Origin of the sequence: Sciscionella sediminilitoris (assembly GCF_000737195.2) — a bacterium.
In the GTDB taxonomy this organism is placed as follows: domain Bacteria; phylum Actinomycetota; class Actinomycetes; order Mycobacteriales; family Pseudonocardiaceae; genus Sciscionella; species Sciscionella sediminilitoris.
In genome coordinates this window covers 242,017-258,181 of the sequence record NZ_JALM01000009.1, presented here as the reverse complement: position 1 = coordinate 258,181, position 16,165 = coordinate 242,017, and the positions used below count along the sequence as shown (strand labels likewise).

The 16,165-nt window shown below is 70.7% G+C and carries 4 protein-coding genes; all 4 read right to left on the bottom strand.

Annotated features, from left to right (window positions below):
• Position 1 precedes the first annotated feature (1 nt).
• Complete coding sequence (locus AD72_RS04445) at positions 2-577, bottom strand: hypothetical protein (protein ID WP_031465092.1); 576 nt, start codon at positions 575-577, stop codon at positions 2-4.
• A 73-nt stretch (positions 578-650) separates the two neighbouring features.
• A complete protein-coding gene (gene fabG, locus AD72_RS04440; RefSeq protein ID WP_031465091.1) occupies positions 651-1,388 on the bottom strand; it encodes a 3-oxoacyl-[acyl-carrier-protein] reductase in 738 nt (245 codons plus the stop codon).
• Positions 1,389-1,394: 6 nt separating this feature from the next.
• On the bottom strand, positions 1,395-1,607 hold the full coding sequence (locus tag AD72_RS04435; protein ID WP_020496658.1) for an MbtH family protein: 213 nt from the start codon (positions 1,605-1,607) through the stop codon (positions 1,395-1,397).
• Positions 1,604-16,147 carry a non-ribosomal peptide synthetase gene (locus tag AD72_RS04430; protein ID WP_051897902.1) on the bottom strand — a complete coding sequence of 4,848 codons (14,544 nt, stop codon included), beginning with the start codon at positions 16,145-16,147 and terminating at the stop codon, positions 1,604-1,606. The genes AD72_RS04435 and AD72_RS04430 overlap by 4 nt, the downstream gene beginning before the upstream one ends.
• Positions 16,148-16,165: the final 18 nt, after the last annotated feature.

The following is a 16,165-nucleotide window of genomic DNA, read 5'->3' as shown; positions in this document are numbered from 1 at the left end:
ATCACTCCTGTCCTCCGTTCGCGAGTGCCCTGGCCAGCGCCGCGAGTATCTCTCTGCGGATCAGCGCGCTGCCCTTGCCGACGATCCGCCAGTACACCGAGAAGATACGTCGGGTGCGCGGATCGGTACTGCGCACCCTCGTCTCGGTGCGTACCAGGGTGGCACCAGCCTGGGCGGTGAACGCGAAATTCATCGCCACCTTGCTCCAGCCGGGCGTGTCGAAAGCGGCGAATCCGGCCACATCGGACGGTGGTTCGCTGGGCCGTTCCGGGTGCAGTGCCGCATACCGCGCGATATCGCCGAGCAGCAGTTCCCGTCCGGGGTGTTCGGCGATCCGGCGCGGGGCGATCGCGTCGAGCGCCCGCATCCGGCCCGCCTCGCCGAGTCCGACGAACCAGTTCGCCGGACCGCCGCGCAGCCGCAGCAGCGCGGCGGTGACCGGGAGATCCGCGATGCGCAGTCGTTCGAGCGCGGCGAAGGCGGCCTCCGGGCTCGCGGGCACCCGCTTGCTGTGCCGTTCCACCGCGTCGTACCGCGGCAGCGCTTCCTCGATCAGCGTCCCCGCGCCCGGGTTCACGGCCGCACCTCGCTGACGCTCGGTGCGGCCGTGCCCCACGCTCGCCGTGTCCTTGGAACGCTGCCAAGCTCGCTCACAGTGTCATTCCGCCGTCGATGCCGAACACCTGGCCGGTGATATAGGCGGCCCGTTCGCTGGTCAGGAAGGCGACCAGGTCGGCGACCTCCTCCGGGGTGCCGAACCGGCGCAGCGGAACCGAGGCGAGCGACTGTTCGCGCACCGCTTCGGAGAGCGAGGAGGTCATATCGGTCTCGATGAATCCCGGGGAGACCACGTTGACCCGGATGCCGTACGGGGCGACCTCCTTGGCCAGCGCCTTGCTCATCCCGTTGATCCCGGCCTTCGCCGCGGAATAGTTCGTCTGGGTCGCGTTTCCGTATGTTCCCGCGATCGAGGACAGATTCACGATCGAACCAGTTTTCTGCTTCATGAATCCGAATACCATTCGGTGGCAGAAATGAAAATATCCGGTCAGGTTCGTGTCGATCACCTCATTCCATTCCTCGAGCCCCATCCGCACCATCGGGTTGTCCCGCACCACACCCGCGGAGTTCACCAGCGTGTCGAACGGGCCGACCTCGGCCTCGGCGGACTTCAGGAAGGCGGCGACCGATTCCGGGTCCGCCACATCGCAGGGTGCGTGGTAGACGCCGACCCCGTACTGGGCGAGGCGTTCTGCGGTCTCATGTGCCGCATCGGATTCGGTGCGGTAGCAGTAGGCGACGTCGAAACCGTCCGCGGCGAGGCGTTCGGCGACGGCGCGCCCGATTCCCCGCGAACCGCCGGTGATCACCGCATTCTGGTTCGCCACCTGCGGTCACCGCCCTTCCATCGCGGCCACGAGCGAGCGCGGGCGCATATCGGTCCAGTTGGTCTCGACGTGTTCGAGGCAGGTGGCGCGGTCTCCGCGGAAGACCTGCTCCCAGCCCTGCGGTACCTCGGCGAATTCCGGCCACAGCGAGTACTGGCCCTCGTCATTGCGCAGCACGAGGTAGTCGATATCGGTGCGGTCGAACGGATTTGTGCTCATTCGGATTCTCCTTCTGTCATCTCGGCCGCGAGCAGCGCGCCGATCGCGGCGAGCGGTTCGGCCATGGTCAGGTCGTTGTGCCTGGCGGCGATGGGGTGTTCGTGCACCTCGCCGAGCAGCCCGGCCCAGCGGTGCGCGCCGATCCGGTCCGGTTCGTGTTCGGCGACGAACAGCAGCGCGGTCCCGTCGAACGGGCGCGGGGTGTGCCGGTCGGCGAGCGCCACATTGTTCGTGAACACCGCGTGCAGCCTGCGCAGGGTGTCCGCGTCCGCCTCGGCGAACAGCCCGCCGCGTTCGGTGAGCAGCTCCGCGGCCCGTTCGGCGCCGACCGGTTCGGTGCCGAGGCTCGACTGGTCCACGCCGACCAGATCGAGCAGCGAGCGGTACAGCTCGTCCTCGGCGAACACCTCGTCCCGGACACCGCCCTCGTGCGGTGCCGCATCCAGCAGGGCGAGCAGTTCCACCTCCTCACCGGCCTCGCGCAGTGCCGCCGCGATCTCCTGGGCGACCAGTCCACCGAAGGACCAGCCGAGCAGGCGGTACGGACCGTGCGGCTGCACCGTGCGGATCTGCTCGAGGTATTCGGCGGCGATCTCGGCGAGGCTGCCCGGCAGTTCGGTCTCGGTGTCCAGCCCACGCGATTGCAGGCCGTACACCGGGATGTCCTTGTCCAGGTGGCGCAGCAGCCCGGCGTAGGACCAGGAGAAGCCGCTCGCCGGGTGCACGCAGAACAGCGGGGTGGCTCCGCCGCGCGGGCGCAGCCCGAGCAGCATGTCGTAGCCACCGCTCGGTTCATCGGTACCCAGCCGCGTGGCGAGCCCGGCGACGGTCGGCGCCTCGAACAGCGCCCGCACCGGAAGGTCCACGCCGAAGGTGGCGCGCACCCGGCGCAGCAGCGCGGTGGCCAGCAGCGAGTGCCCGCCGAGTTCGAAGAACCCTTCGTGCACCGAGACCTCGCCGACCCCGAGCGTTTCGGCGAACAACCGGCACAGCTCGCGTTCGGTGTGATCGCGCGGGGCCTCGATCGCCCTGCTCCCGTCGAGCTCGGGGGCGGGCAGCGCGCCGCGGTCCACCTTCCCGCTCGGGGTCCGCGGCAGCTCCGGCAGCGCGACCACCGCGGACGGCACCAGGTGCGCGGGCAACCGTTTCGCGAGTGCCGCGCGCAGTGCCCCGGTATCGAGTTCCGGTTCCACATAGCCGACGAGCCGCTGATCCCCCGGGCTGTCCTCGCGGACGAGCACCGCGGCGCGGCCGACATCGCCGAGCCCGGAGAGCACGGCCTCGATCTCACCCGGTTCGATGCGGAATCCGCGCAGCTTCACCTGTTCGTCGGCGCGGCGCAGGTAACGCAGATTGCCCTCGTGATCCCAGCGGACCAGGTCACCGGTGCGGTACATGCGCTCACCGGGGACGAACGGATCGGCCACGAACGCGCTCGCGGTCTGGCCCGGCCGGTTCAGGTAGCCCCGTGCCAGGCTCTCGCCCGCGAGGTAGAGCTCGCCGGGCACCCCGGTGTCCACCGGCCGCAGCCGGGCGTCGAGCACGTACACCCGCGCGTTGTCCATCGGCCGCCCGATCGGCACCGGTCCGTCCGGCAGTTCCGCGCCCGGTTCGACGCGGTACTGCGTGACGTTCACCGTGGCCTCGGTGGGGCCGTAGGTGTTCAGCACGGTCAGCTCCGGGTGCGCGGCGCGCAGTTCACGTACCGCCTCCCCGGTGAGCGCTTCCCCGCCGAGCAGCAGTTGCTCACCAGGCACCGCGCCCGGTCCGGCTGCCGCGAACATCGGCAGATGGCTCGGTGTCGCCTTGACCAGGGTGGCCGGGGCGGAGCCTAGTTCGCCGACGTGCACGGTGCCGCCCGCGGTCAGCGGGGTGAGCAGCGCGGTCACCGAGAGGTCGAAGGACACCGAGGTGTGCAGCACGGTCGTCCCGGTCATGCCGGAGTACGCGGTGCGCGCGAAGCCGAGGTAATCGCTCAGCGAGCGGTGCTCGACCACCACACCCTTGGGGCGTCCGGTGGAACCCGAGGTGTAGATGACATAGGCCGGATCCCCGGGCCGCGGCGCGCCCTCCGGTGCACTGTCCGGATAACCGCCGAGCTCGCCTGCCACGTCGATGCCCTCGATCGCGCTGCCCTCGGTGGTGAGCACCGCGACCGGGGCCGAGTCCTCGAGCATGTAGCGCACCCGCTCGGCCGGGTATTCCGGATCGATCGGCACATAGGCCGCGCCCGCACGCAGCACGGCGAGCAGCGCCACCACGAGTTCGGTCCCCGCGGGCAGTGCGACGGCCACGAATTCTCCTTGCCCCGCACCGTGTTCGCGCAGCAGGTGAGCGAGCCGGTTCACCCTCGGAACCAGTTCCGCGTAGCGGTAACTGCGCTGCCCATCGGCGAGCGCGACCGCATCCGGGGTGCGGATCGCTTGCGCGGCAAGCAGTTCCGGAAGGCTCGCGGTGCCGTGGTCCACCCGGGGTCCCGCGGCGAGCAGCGTGTCCCTGCGTCCGGGGGCGAGCAGGTCCAGTTCGGTGACCGGGCGCTGTGGTTCGGCGACCGCCGCGGACAGCAACCGCTCCAGTGCGGCGGCGATGTGCTCGGCGCTGGCGCGGTCGAACAGCTCGGTGCGGTAGTCGAGCCTGCCCTCGATGCCCGCGGCCGCACCGTCCTCGGTGAACGCCTCAGCCAGGTGGCAGGACAGGTCGAACTTGGCCGCCCCGTTGGTCAGCGGCAGCGCCTCGACGGTGAGCCCGTCCAGGCTCGCCGATCCGGTTTCCTGATTCGCCAGCACCAGCATCACCTGGAACAGCGGATGCCTGGCCAGTGCCCGCGGCGGGTTCAGTTCCTCCACGAGCCGTTCGAAGGGCAGGTCCTGGTTGGCGTACGCGGCGAGATCGGTGCGCCGCGCCCGGTCCAGCAGCTCGGCGAAGGAGGGATCCCCGGACACATCGGTGCGCAGCACCAGGGTGTTCACGAAGAACCCGACCAGCTCGTCCAGCGCCGCATCGGTACGGCCCGCGATCGGCGAACCGATCGGCACATCCTCCCCGGCACCGAGCCGGGACAGCAGCGCGGCCAGTCCGGCGTGCAGCACCATGAACAGGCTCGCGCCGTGTTCCCTGGCCAGCGCCACCAGTCCGGCGTGCAGTCCGGCGGGCAACCGGATGGGCACGGATTCCCCGTGCATGCTGGATTCCGCGGGCCGTGGCCGGTCGACAGGCAGCGCGAGCTCGTCCGGAAGGCCGTGCAGCGCGGACCGCCAGTGGGCGAGCTGACCGGCGAGCAGGCTCTCCGGATCGTCCTCGCTGCCGAGCACATCCCGCTGCCAGAGCGCGTAATCCGCGTACTGCACCGGAAGCGGGGCCCAGTCCGGCTCGGCGCCCGCGGTGCGCGCCCGGTACGCGGTGGCCAGATCGGTGGCCAGCGGTACCGCCGAGCCGCCGTCGCAGGCGATGTGGTGCACCAGCAACAGCAGCACGTGCTCCTCAGCGCCGAGCCGGTAGAGCCAGCCGCGGATCGGCAGTTCGGCGGTCAGGTCGAAACCGGTGCGCACCGCCTCGTCCAGCTCGCCCGGCAGCCGTTCGGCATCGGTTTCCACGAACCGCAGCCGCGGCCGGGCGAGCTCGGCGTCCACGATCCACTGGTGCGGTTCGTCGTCCTGCTGCGGGAAGACCGTGCGCAGGCTCTCGTGCCTGGCGAGCAGGTCACCGAGGGCGGCACGCAGCGCGTCCGCGTCCAGTTCGCCGTGCAGCCGCAGCCCGATGGGCACGTTGTAGGCGCCGGTCGCGGCGTCCATCCGGTTGAGGAACCACAACCTGCGCTGGGCGAAGGAAAGCGGAACCCGTTCCCCGCGCTCCCGGGCACCGAGCCGGGGCCGCGTGGTGCCGGATTTCTCCGCGAGCAGCCGCGCGATCCGCGCCACTGTCGGGTTCGCGAACACCTCGCGGATCTCCAGTTCCGCGTCGAGCGCGACCCGGATCCGGTTCACCAGCCGGGTGGCGAGCAAGGAATGCCCGCCGAGGGCGAAGAAGTCCTCGTCCACTCCGGGCTCCGCGCGGCCGAGCACCTCGGCGAAGATCGTGCACAGGATCTCCTCCTGCGGGGTGGACGGGCGCCGCCCGCTCGTCGCGCTGAGCTCGGGCTCGGGCAGTTTCGCGCGGTCCACCTTGCCGTTGGCGGAAAGCGGCAGCGCGGGCAGCGGCATCAGCACGGCGGGCACCATCGCCTGGGTGAGCGTGGTCTCCAGTGCCGCGCGCACCACCTCCGGTGCCGTTTCCCCGGCGTAGTAACCGATCAGCCGGTCGTGCCCGCTGGCGACCACGACCGCGTCGCGTACCCCTGGCACGCCACGCAGCGCGGATTCCACTTCGGACAGTTCGATGCGCTGGCCGCGGATCTTGACCTGGTGATCGTTGCGGCCCAGGAATTCCAGTTGTCCGTCCGCGCGGTAGCGGGCCTGGTCGCCGGTCCGGTACAGCCGGGCGCCGGGAACCTCGCCGAACGGATCGGGCACGAAGGCGTTCGCGGTCTTCACCGGATCGCCGAGGTAGCCGTAGCCGACGCCGATCCCGCCGACGCACAGTTCGCCGGGAACCCCGAGCGGGACCGGGTTCAGCTGCTCGTCGAGCACGTAGAGCTGGGTATTGCGCACCACGGAACCGATCGGCACCCGCGCGCCGTCGAGTTCGGTTTCCGCGGTCAGCCGGGCGTGCGTGACGTCATCGGAGCATTCGGTCGGCCCGTAGGCGTTCACCATCGGAATGCCCGGGTAGCGGACGAACCAGCGGTCCACCAGGTCCGCGGGCAGCGCCTCACCGGTGACCATCAGCCAGCGCAGCGTACCCAGACCGGGCGCGGCCGCACCGGTTTCCCAGCTCTCCAGCGCGGTACGCAGCAGCGAGGGAACCACTTCGAGTCCGGTGATCCGTTCACTGTCCACCAGACCGAACAGCCGCATCGGATCGGCCGCGTCCTCCCCGTTCACCACCCGGGTGGTGGCGCCGACGGTGAAGGCGCACAGCATCTGCCAGATCGAGATGTCGAAGGAGAGCGGGGCATTCTGCACCACGGTGTCGGTGGCGCACAGATCGAGCTCCTCCACCTTGGCGAGCAGGTGGTTGAGCATGCCGCGCCGGTGCACGAGCGCGCCCTTGGGTTTTCCGGTGGACCCCGAGGTGTAGAGCACGTAGGCGAGATCCTCGCTCTTGCCGACCCCGCGTGCCAGGTCACCCGGTTCGTCGCCGCGCCGCTCGATCGGCAGCACGAGCGCCTGTCCGCTCAGGGTTTTCGCGTGGGCCACCAGATCCGGATCGGCGAGCACCAGCTGCGCGTCCGCGCGCTCGAGCATGTCCGCGATCCGGGCATCCGGGCTGGCCGGATCGAGCGGCAGATAGGCCGCGCCCGCGCCGAGGATCCCGAGCACCGCGACCGGCACATCGGTACCGCGTGGCGCGTACACCCCGACCACCGAGCCGCGCCCGGCCCCCGCGGCGAGCAGGGTGCGGGACAGCGCCGAGGCGCGCCCGGCCAGTTCCGCGTAGCTCAGCACCTCGGTGTCATCGCGCAGCGCGATCGCCTCCGGGGTGCGCGCGGCGAAGTCCTGCACACAGGCGACCAGATCGGTGCAGGATTCCGGGCGGGCGCTGGCGTTGAACTCCTCGAGCAACCGCGTGCGTTCCCGCGCGCCGAGCACATCCACCGCGCTGAGCCGGGTTTCCGGCCGCTCCGCGATCGCGTGCAGCAGGCGCAGGAACCGCTCCACGATGGTGCGGGCAGTGCTCGCGTCGAAGAGCTCGGAGCTGTAGTCCAGCCGCCCGGCCACTCCGCCTTCGCTGCGCTCGGTCAGGTCGAAGGACAGGTCGAACTGCGCGGCGTAGGCGCCGACCGGCTGCGGGCGCACGCTCAGTTCCGGGAGTTCGAGCTCGGCGCTGACGTTGTTCTGCACCACGAGCATCACCTGGAACAGCGGATTGCGGCCGATCTCGCGTACCGGGTTCAGCACCTCGACCAGTCGTTCGAAGGGCAGATCCTGGTTCGCGTACGCGGCGAGATCGGTGTGCCGCACCCGGTCCAGCAGTTCGGTGAAGCTCGGGTCCCCGGAGGTATCCGCGCGCAGCACCAGGGTGTTCACGAAGAACCCGACCAGTTCGTCCAGCGCCGCATCGGTACGGCCCGCGATCGGCGAACCGATCGGCACATCCTCGCCGGCCCCCAGCCGGGTCAGCAGCCCGGCGAGCGCGGCCTGGAAGAGCATGAACATGCTGACCTGTGCGCCGGAGGCGAGCTCGGCCAGCTTCGCGTGCAGCGCACTGTCCACTTCGAACAGTTCCACTCCGCCGCGGTTCTCGCTCACCGAGGGGCGCGGGCGGTCGGCGGGCAGCGTCAGCTCGTCCGGGATTCCGTCCAATGTGGAGCGCCAGTACTCGACCTGTTGCGCGATCCGGCTTTCCGCGTCCTGCTCGGTGCCCATGACCTGACGCTGCCAGATGCTGTAGTCCGCGTACTGCACCGGAAGCGGGGCCCAGTCCGGGGCGGCGCCGCGCAGCCGTGCGGTGTAGGCCTCGGAGAGGTCCCGCGCGAGTGGTGCCATGGACCAGCCGTCGCCCGCGATGTGGTGCAGGGTCAGCAGCAGCACGTGCTCGGTCTCGCCGGTCCGGAACAGCACCGGGCGCAGCGGCGGCTCGGTGTGCAGATCGAAGGGCCTGCGCACTTCCTCGAGCATCCGTTCGCCGAGCCCGGATTCGGTCACCGCGACCGGATCCAGCGCGGGCTGGATCTGTTCGGCGGGCAGGATCACCTGGTAGGGCTCACCGTCGAATTCCGGGTACACAGTGCACAGCACTTCGTGGCGAGCCAGCACATCCGCGATGGCGGCCTCGAGCGCGGGCACGTCGAGCACCCCGGAAAGCCGGATGCCGATCGGGATCTTGTACGGGGAGTTCTCCGGTTCGAGTTTGTTCAGGAACCACAGCCGCCGCTGCCCGAAGGAGGCGGGGATCCGTTCCCCGCGCGGCATCGGGCACAGGGTCTGGCGCGCATCGGCGGCATTGTCCAGCGCGGTGACCAGGCCGGCCACGGTGGGCGCGTCGAACAGGTTGCGCACCGCGAGTTCCACGCCGAAGGCCGAGCGGATCCGGCTGACCAGGCGGGTGGCCAGCAGCGAATGCCCGCCCATGGCGAAGAAGTTGTCATCGATGCCCACCGCGTCGAGGCCGAGTGCTTCGGCGAACAGTTCGCACAGCACTTCCTCGCTGCGGTTGCGCGCGGACCTGCCCTCGGCCGCGCCCGCGTACACCGGTTCCGGGAGGGCGCGCCGGTCGAGTTTTCCGTTGGCGGTCAGCGGAAGCCGGTCCAGGGCGCAGAAGGCGGCGGGAACCATGTAGCCGGGCAGTTCGTGCTCGGCGAGCGCGCGCAGCTGCTCCTCGTTCACCGTGCCCACGTAGTAGGCGACCAGTCGCTTGTCCCCCGGGCGGTCCTCGCGAACGAGCACGGCGACCTGCCCGATGCCCTCCGCGCGGCCGAGCACCGCTTCGATCTCGCCGAGCTCGATGCGGAATCCGCGGATCTTGGCCTGTTCGTCGACACGCCCGGCGAATTCCAGGGCACCGCCCGCGGTCCAGCGCACCAGGTCCCCGGTGCGGTACATCCGCGCACCGGCGGCGAACGGGTCGGCCACGAACCGGTTGGCGCTCAGCCCCGGCTCGTCGAGGTAACCGCGGGCCAGACCGGCTCCGGCGAGGTAGAGCTCGCCGATCGTGCCGTGCGGGACCGGGCGCAGCCGCTCATCCAGGACATAGCACCGCATCCCGTCCATCGGCGCACCGATAGGCACGGTGTCCGGAAGCTCGGCGGCCGAGCGCATCAGGTGCCTGGTCGCGAAGGTCGTGGTCTCGGTCGGACCGTAGCCGTCGCCGAACACCAGCTCCGGGTTCACCTCGAACACCCGGCGCACGGCCGGGGCGGGCACCACGTCTCCGCCGGACCACACCTCGCGGACGTTCGCGAAGCAGCCGGGCTCCTCCTCGGCGAGCAGCCGGAACAGGCCCGCGGTCAGCCACAGCGCGGTGATCCCCTGTTCGCGGATGCTCGCGGCCAGGTCCCGGATGTCGAGCTCACCGGCCGGGGCGAGGACCAGTTCACGGCCGTGCAGCAGTCCCGCCCACAGTTCGTAGGTCGACGCGTCGAAGGCGTGCGGGGAGTGCAGCAGCACCCGCTGCTGACGTTCGGTGTCCCAGCAGCGATCGGCCGCGAGCGCGAGCACATCGGCATGCCGGACCGCGACTCCCTTGGGCACCCCGGTCGAACCGGAGGTGAACATGACATAGGCCAGCTGCTGCGGATCCGCGGTGATGCCCGGATCGGTGGCCGGGAAATCCGCTGTCTGCCCGGGATCCACGAGTTCGCAGCCGTGCGCGAAACCCGGTTCGGTATCGGTGATCAGCAGCCGGGCCCCGGTGTGCTCGAGGATCCTGGTGAGCCTGCCCTCGGGATTGCGCGCGTCCAGCGGAACATAGGCGGCCCCGGCCTTGAGCACGGCGAGGGTGGCGACCACGAGCTCCGGTCCGCGATCGAGCAGCAGCGCGATCCGCTCCTCCGCGGCGACCCCGAGGGAAATCAACCGGTTCGCGAGCCGGTTCGCCCGCGCGTCCAGTTCGCCGTATCCGATCCGCACCCCGTCGGCGAGCAGCGCGGTGGCCTCCGGGTGCCTTGCGGCCTCTTCGGCGAAGCATTCGTGCACCCCGCGCACCGCTTCCTGCTGCGACGCACCGGTGCCCAGTTCCTGCAGCAGCGTGTGCTCGGCCTCCGGCAACACGTCCATTGTGGACAGCTCGGCGTCCGGGGCGGCGAGCACTCGTTCGGCGAGGGTGCGCAGCCGGGCGCCGATCGCCTCCGCGTCGACCAGATCGGGGCGGTGGTTGAGCCGCAGTTCCAGTTCGGCGCCGGGAACCGCGACCACGGTCAGCGGATAGTGCGTGGCGTCGTCGATGTAGCCCGCCTCGGCACGCAGCCCGGTCCCGGGCAGTTCCAGCGCGGATTCGAGCGGGTAGTTCTCGAACACCAGCAGCGTGTCGAACAGTTCCCCGCTGCCGAGGGTTTCCTGGATATCGGAAAGGCCCAGATAGTGCTGTGCCTGCAGCGCGGTCTGCTCGGACTGCACGGCCGAGAGCAGCGCACGGAAGCTGTCCGCGGCACCCGGGCGCACCCGGACCGGGACCGTGTTGATGAACAGGCCGATCATCGACTCGACCCCGGGCAGGTCCGCGGGCCGCCCGGAAACGGTCGCGCCGAACAGCACATCCTCGCGCCCGGTCAGCCTGCCGAGCAGCACCGACCACAGCGACTGCAGCACGGTGTTCAGGGTGACCCCGGACTCCGCGGCGAGCGCGGAAAGGCCTTCGGTCAGCGCGCGCGGGAAGGTGACCGTGTGCCTGCGCTGCTCCGCCTCCGCCTCGGAGTGCGCGCACAGCAGCGTCGGTTCGGCCCCGTCCAGCGCACGGGCCCAGTCCTGCTTCGCGGCCTCGATGTCCTGGGCGGCAAGCCATTCCAGGTAGTCGCGGTACCGCGCGGGCGGGTCGAGGCGCTGCCCGGCGTAGAGCGCGAACAGCTCGTGCACCAGCAGCGGGGCCGACCAGCCGTCCAGCAGCAGGTGGTGGTTGGTGAGCATGACCTCGTGCTGTCCCGAACCGAGGGCGAACACGATCAGCCGCAGCAGTGGCGGATCGGCGAGATCGAAGCCCTCTTCCCGGTCGGCGGCGCGCAGTCCGTCCAGTTCCGCTTCGCTGGCCTCGATGAGCCGGAACGGGACCTCGGGCCTTGCGCGGGAGAACTGCACCGGAGCGGAGAGGCCGCGGTCGGTGAACCCGGAGGCGAGGTTGGGGTGCCGGTCGAGCAGCGCGGAAAGCGCGGCACGCAGGCGTTCCACGTCCAGTTCCCCGTAGAGCCGCAGGCCGAGCTGCACAACATAGGGGTCCTCGCCGTAGGCCGCGTGGAAGAACAATCCCTTGGCCAGCGGGGAAAGCGGCAGCACCTCGGCGAGCGGGGCGTGCTCGCGCTCCAGTGCGCCCAGCTGCCCGGCATCGAGTGCGGCGAGCGGGAAGTCCGAGGGGCTGTACCCGCCTTCGGCACCGGCGAGCGCGGTGAGCGCCTCGGTGAACAACCTGCCCAGTTCGGCGATCTCGGTCTCCGCGAGCACCGCCTCCGGCCAGGAAAGCCGGGTGTGCAAGCCGTCCTCGAGCGCGGTGACGGTGACCTCGAGCGCATGCGGGGCGGGCAGTTTCGCGTCCGCGCCACCACCGAGCCCCGCCGATTCGGGTGCCGGGGTGAACGGCTGGCTGCCCGCGGTGAACCGGCCGAGGTAGTTGAAGCCGATCTGCGGGGTGGCCCCGGCCGCCAGTGCGGGCGCGGTCTCCGGATCGAGGTAGCGCGCCTGCCCGTAGCTGGCGGCATCGGGCAGCGCCCGCAGCTGATCCTTGACCAGGCCGACGACCCCGTTCAGGGCCGGACCGCCGCGCAGCGCCGCGCCGAGGTCGATCCCGTCGAGTTCAAGGCGAACCGGGTACATCGTGGTGAACCAGCCGACCGTGCGGGTCAGATCGGTGTCGGTGCCGTCCCTGCCGTGGGTCTCCAGATCGAGCAGGGTAGCCGTTCCCGGGGTTCCCCGCCGCGCCCGCCAGCCCGCGCAGGCCAGGGCGAGACCGCTGAGCAGTACCTCCTGCGCTCCGGTGTGGAACGCCTCGGGAACCGTGCCGAGCAGCGGATCCGCGATCTCCGGTGGCAGCACCAGATCCAGGTGCCGCACGGTGTCCGCGGTGTCCCGGTTCGGATCGAGCGCGCGTTCGGAAAGCGGCGGGTCGGGCTGGTCGAGCAACCGCGCCCAGGCAGCGGCATCGGCGCCACCGGCCGCTTCGCGCAGCCGGGCGGCCCAGCCGCGGTAGGCGGTGGGTACCGGTTCCAGCGCCGGGCTCGCGTCCTCGCGTACCGCCTGCCAGGCCTCGGCGAGGTCGCCGGTGAGGATGCGCCAGGAAACCCCGTCCACGGCGAGGTGGTGCGCCACGATGAGCAGCCGCCCGGTGTCCGCGGTGTCCAGCCACACGAACCGCACCAGATCCCCGGCTCCCGGATCGAGCTGCGCGCGGGCCTGTTCCAGGGCGGCCGCGGTGGCCCCGGCCAGATCGCCGGACACCTCGATCCGCCGCACCTGCGCGGTGACGGTGCCGGGTTCGGGAATGTCCAGCGACCAGTTCCCCTGCTCCCGGCGCAGCCGCATGCGCAGCGCGTCGTGGGTGTCCAGCACGGTCTGCGCCAGGGTGCGCAGCCGTTCGACGGTCAGGCCCTGCGGGGCGATCAGCGAGACCGACTGGCAGAATCCGTCGATCTCCCCGCCCAGTTCGCGCAGCCAGTGCATGATCGGGGTGAGCTCGACCTTGCCGATGCCCGATTCCTGTTGCGGTGCTTGGTTTTCCCGCACCGGAGTGGCCGCAGCGGCGAGCCCGGCCACGGTGCGGTGGGTGAAGATGTCCTTCGGGCTGATGCGCAGCCCGGCCTTGCGGGCCCTGCTGGCCAGCTGAATGGACACGATGCTGTCCCCGCCGAGCGCGAAGAAGCTGTCGTGCACGCCGATCTGCTCGACCCCGAGCACCTGTGCGAACAGTTCGCAGAGCTGCCGTTCGGTTTCATCGCGCGGTGCGGTGTGCTCGCCGCCGCGCACGCCGAGTTCGGGTTCGGGCAGTGCGGCCTGGTCGATCTTGCCGTTCGTGGTGAGCGGCAGCGCGGGCATGGCCACGAATGCCGCGGGCACCTGGTATTCGGGCAGCCGCTCGCCGGTCCATTCGGCGAGCCGCTGCGCGCCCGGGTCCGCGCCTTCGGGTACGTAGTAGGCGATCAGCTGCTTCCCGCGCGGGGTCTGCCTGGTGACCACGGCGACCTGGGCGAGCTCGGGCGAGTTGCCGAGTACCGCGGCGATCTCCCCCGGTTCGACGCGGAATCCGCGGATCTTGACCTGTTCGTCGCAGCGTCCGGCGAACTCGAGAATCCCCTCGGGATGCAGCCCGTGCGGATCCTCGATGCGGCGCACCAGGTCCCCGGTGCGGTACATCCGCGCGCCCGGTTCGAACGGGTCGGCGAGGAACCGCTGCGCCGTCTGCCCCGGCGCCGCCCAGTAACCGCGGGCCAGCCCGGCGCCGCCGATGTAGAGCTCGCCGGTGCTGCCGTGCGGGACCGGGCGGAGGAAATCGTCGAGCACGTAGAGCCGGGTTCCGTCGATCACCGCGCCGATCGGCACCGTGTCCGGCACCTCATCGACCGTGCGCATCAGGTGCCGGCACACGAACGCGGTCGCTTCCGCGGGGCCGTAGCCATCGCCGACCACGATCCCCGGGTTGGCGTCCAGCACCGCACGCACGGTCGCGGCGGGCACCACATCCCCGCCGGACCACACCTCGCGGACACCGGTGAAGCAGTGCGGATCCTCCTCGGCGAACATCCGGAACAGGCCAGCGGTCAGCAATACGGTGCTGACCTCGTGCTCCCGGATCAGCCGCGCCAGTTCCTGGGAGTCCAGCTCGCCGTCCGGCGCGACCACCACCTGCCGCCCGCGCAGCAGCTGGCACCACAGCTCGCAGGTGGACATGTCGAAGGCGAACGGCGAGTGCAGCAGCACCCGCTGATGCCGGTCGGTGTCCCAGCTCCGGTCCGCGCCGAGGGCCACGATGTCCTTGTGCCGCACGCCCACACCCTTGGGCACCCCGGTCGATCCGGAGGTGAACATGATGTAGGCGAGCTGTTCCGGATGCACCGGGATACCGGGATCCGTTGCGGGGTAACCGGTTACCGGTTCGTCGACCAGGATGCTCGTGATGCCGTCCACCGCGGTCTCGCCCACACTCGCGGTGTCGGTGAGCAACACCGCGACCCCGGCGGCGCCGAGCATGTGCGCCAGCCGCTCCTGCGGGCTGCGCATGTCCAGCGGCACATAGATCGCGCCCGCCTTGAGCACCGCGAGCACAGCGACGGCGAATTCCGGCGAGCGGCGCTGCCGGATCGCCACCCGGTGCTCCGCGCCGACCCCGGCGTCGAGCAGCCGGTGCGCCAGCCGGTTCGCGCGCTCGTCCAGTTCCCGGTAGCTCAGCCGGATTCCGTCGCCGAGCAGCGCGGGCTCGTCCGGCTGCGCCGCGACCTGCCTGCCGAACGCGTCCAGCAGCGATTCCTCGATTTCCCCGCCGTCACCGCGCAGGATGCTGTGCTCCTCGGGCGCGGTCACCGGGATCGCGGCGATCGGGCGCTCCGGGTTCTCCAGCATCGCGGTCAGCACCTCGCACAGCCGCGCGGCGATCCGCTCGGCGGCCGCTGCCGGGAGCAGGTCCTCGCGGTGATCGAAGCACAACCGCAGCCGCGGCCCGGGAATCGCGCAGATGGCGAACGGGTAGTGCGTGGCGTCCTGCCCGCTGACCCCGCTCAGCCGCAGACCGGTACCGGGGAGTTCGAGCGCGTCCGGTTCGAGCGGGTAGTTCTCGAACACCACCAGCGAATCGAACAGGGTTCCGCCGCCCGCGAGTTTCTGGATGTCGGTCAGCGGAAGGTGCTGGTGCTCGAGCAGTTCGGCCTGCTCGTCCTGGATCCGGTGCAGCAGCGCGGAAACCGACTCCTGCGGGCGCAGCCGCACGCGCACCGGGACGGTGTTGATGAACAGCCCGATCATCGCACCGGATCCGGGGAGCTCCGGCGGGCGCCCGGAAACCGTGGAACCGAACACCACGTCCTCGGCCCCGGTCAGCGAGCCGAGCAGCAGCCCCCACGCGGCCTGCAGCACCGTGTTCGAGGTGCAGTCGTGTTCCCTGGCGAAGGCGGTGAGCCGTTCGGTCTGCTGTTCGGAGAGCTCGGTCACGATGCGGCGCGGGTGCACCGGTTCCCGCTCGGCGGCGTCCACCAGCAGCGGCGGCGTGCCGAGACCGTCGAGCGCGGCGCGCCATGCGGTGTGCGCGGCCTCGGTATCGCGTTCGGCGAGCCAGCCGTGGTAGTCCCGGTACGGCGTGGTGTGCGGCAGTTCCTCGCCCGCGTAGGTGGTGAACAGCTGGCGCACCAGCAGCGGGAGCGACCAGCCGTCCAGCAGGATGTGGTGGTTGGTCAGCGCGACCACGTGCCGGTCCCCGGCCAGCCGCACCAGCAGCACCCGCAGCAGCGGGGCGGAGCTGAGCGTGAAGGTACGCGAACGCTCCTCGGCGAGCAGCTTCTCCAGATGCGTCCCGGTGTCCGCACCGTCCATATCGGACAGATCGAGCTCCCGCCAGGGCAGTCGCACCTGTTTCGGGATCACCTGTACGGTCTCGCCGTTGCGCCGCTGGCGGAATCCCGCGCGCAGGTTCGGGTGCCGCTCGATGAGGGTTTCGAAGGCGCGCCGCAGCCGCGCGGCGTCCAGTTCGCCGTCCAGTTCGAGCCGCAGCTGCATGGTGTACACGTCCTCGGCCCGCTCGTCGTAGAGCGCGTGGAACAGGAACCCGAGCTGCAGCGGGGAAAGCGGAAGGACGTCCTCGATACGGTTGCCGCTCACGATGCCTCCTCGCCGACG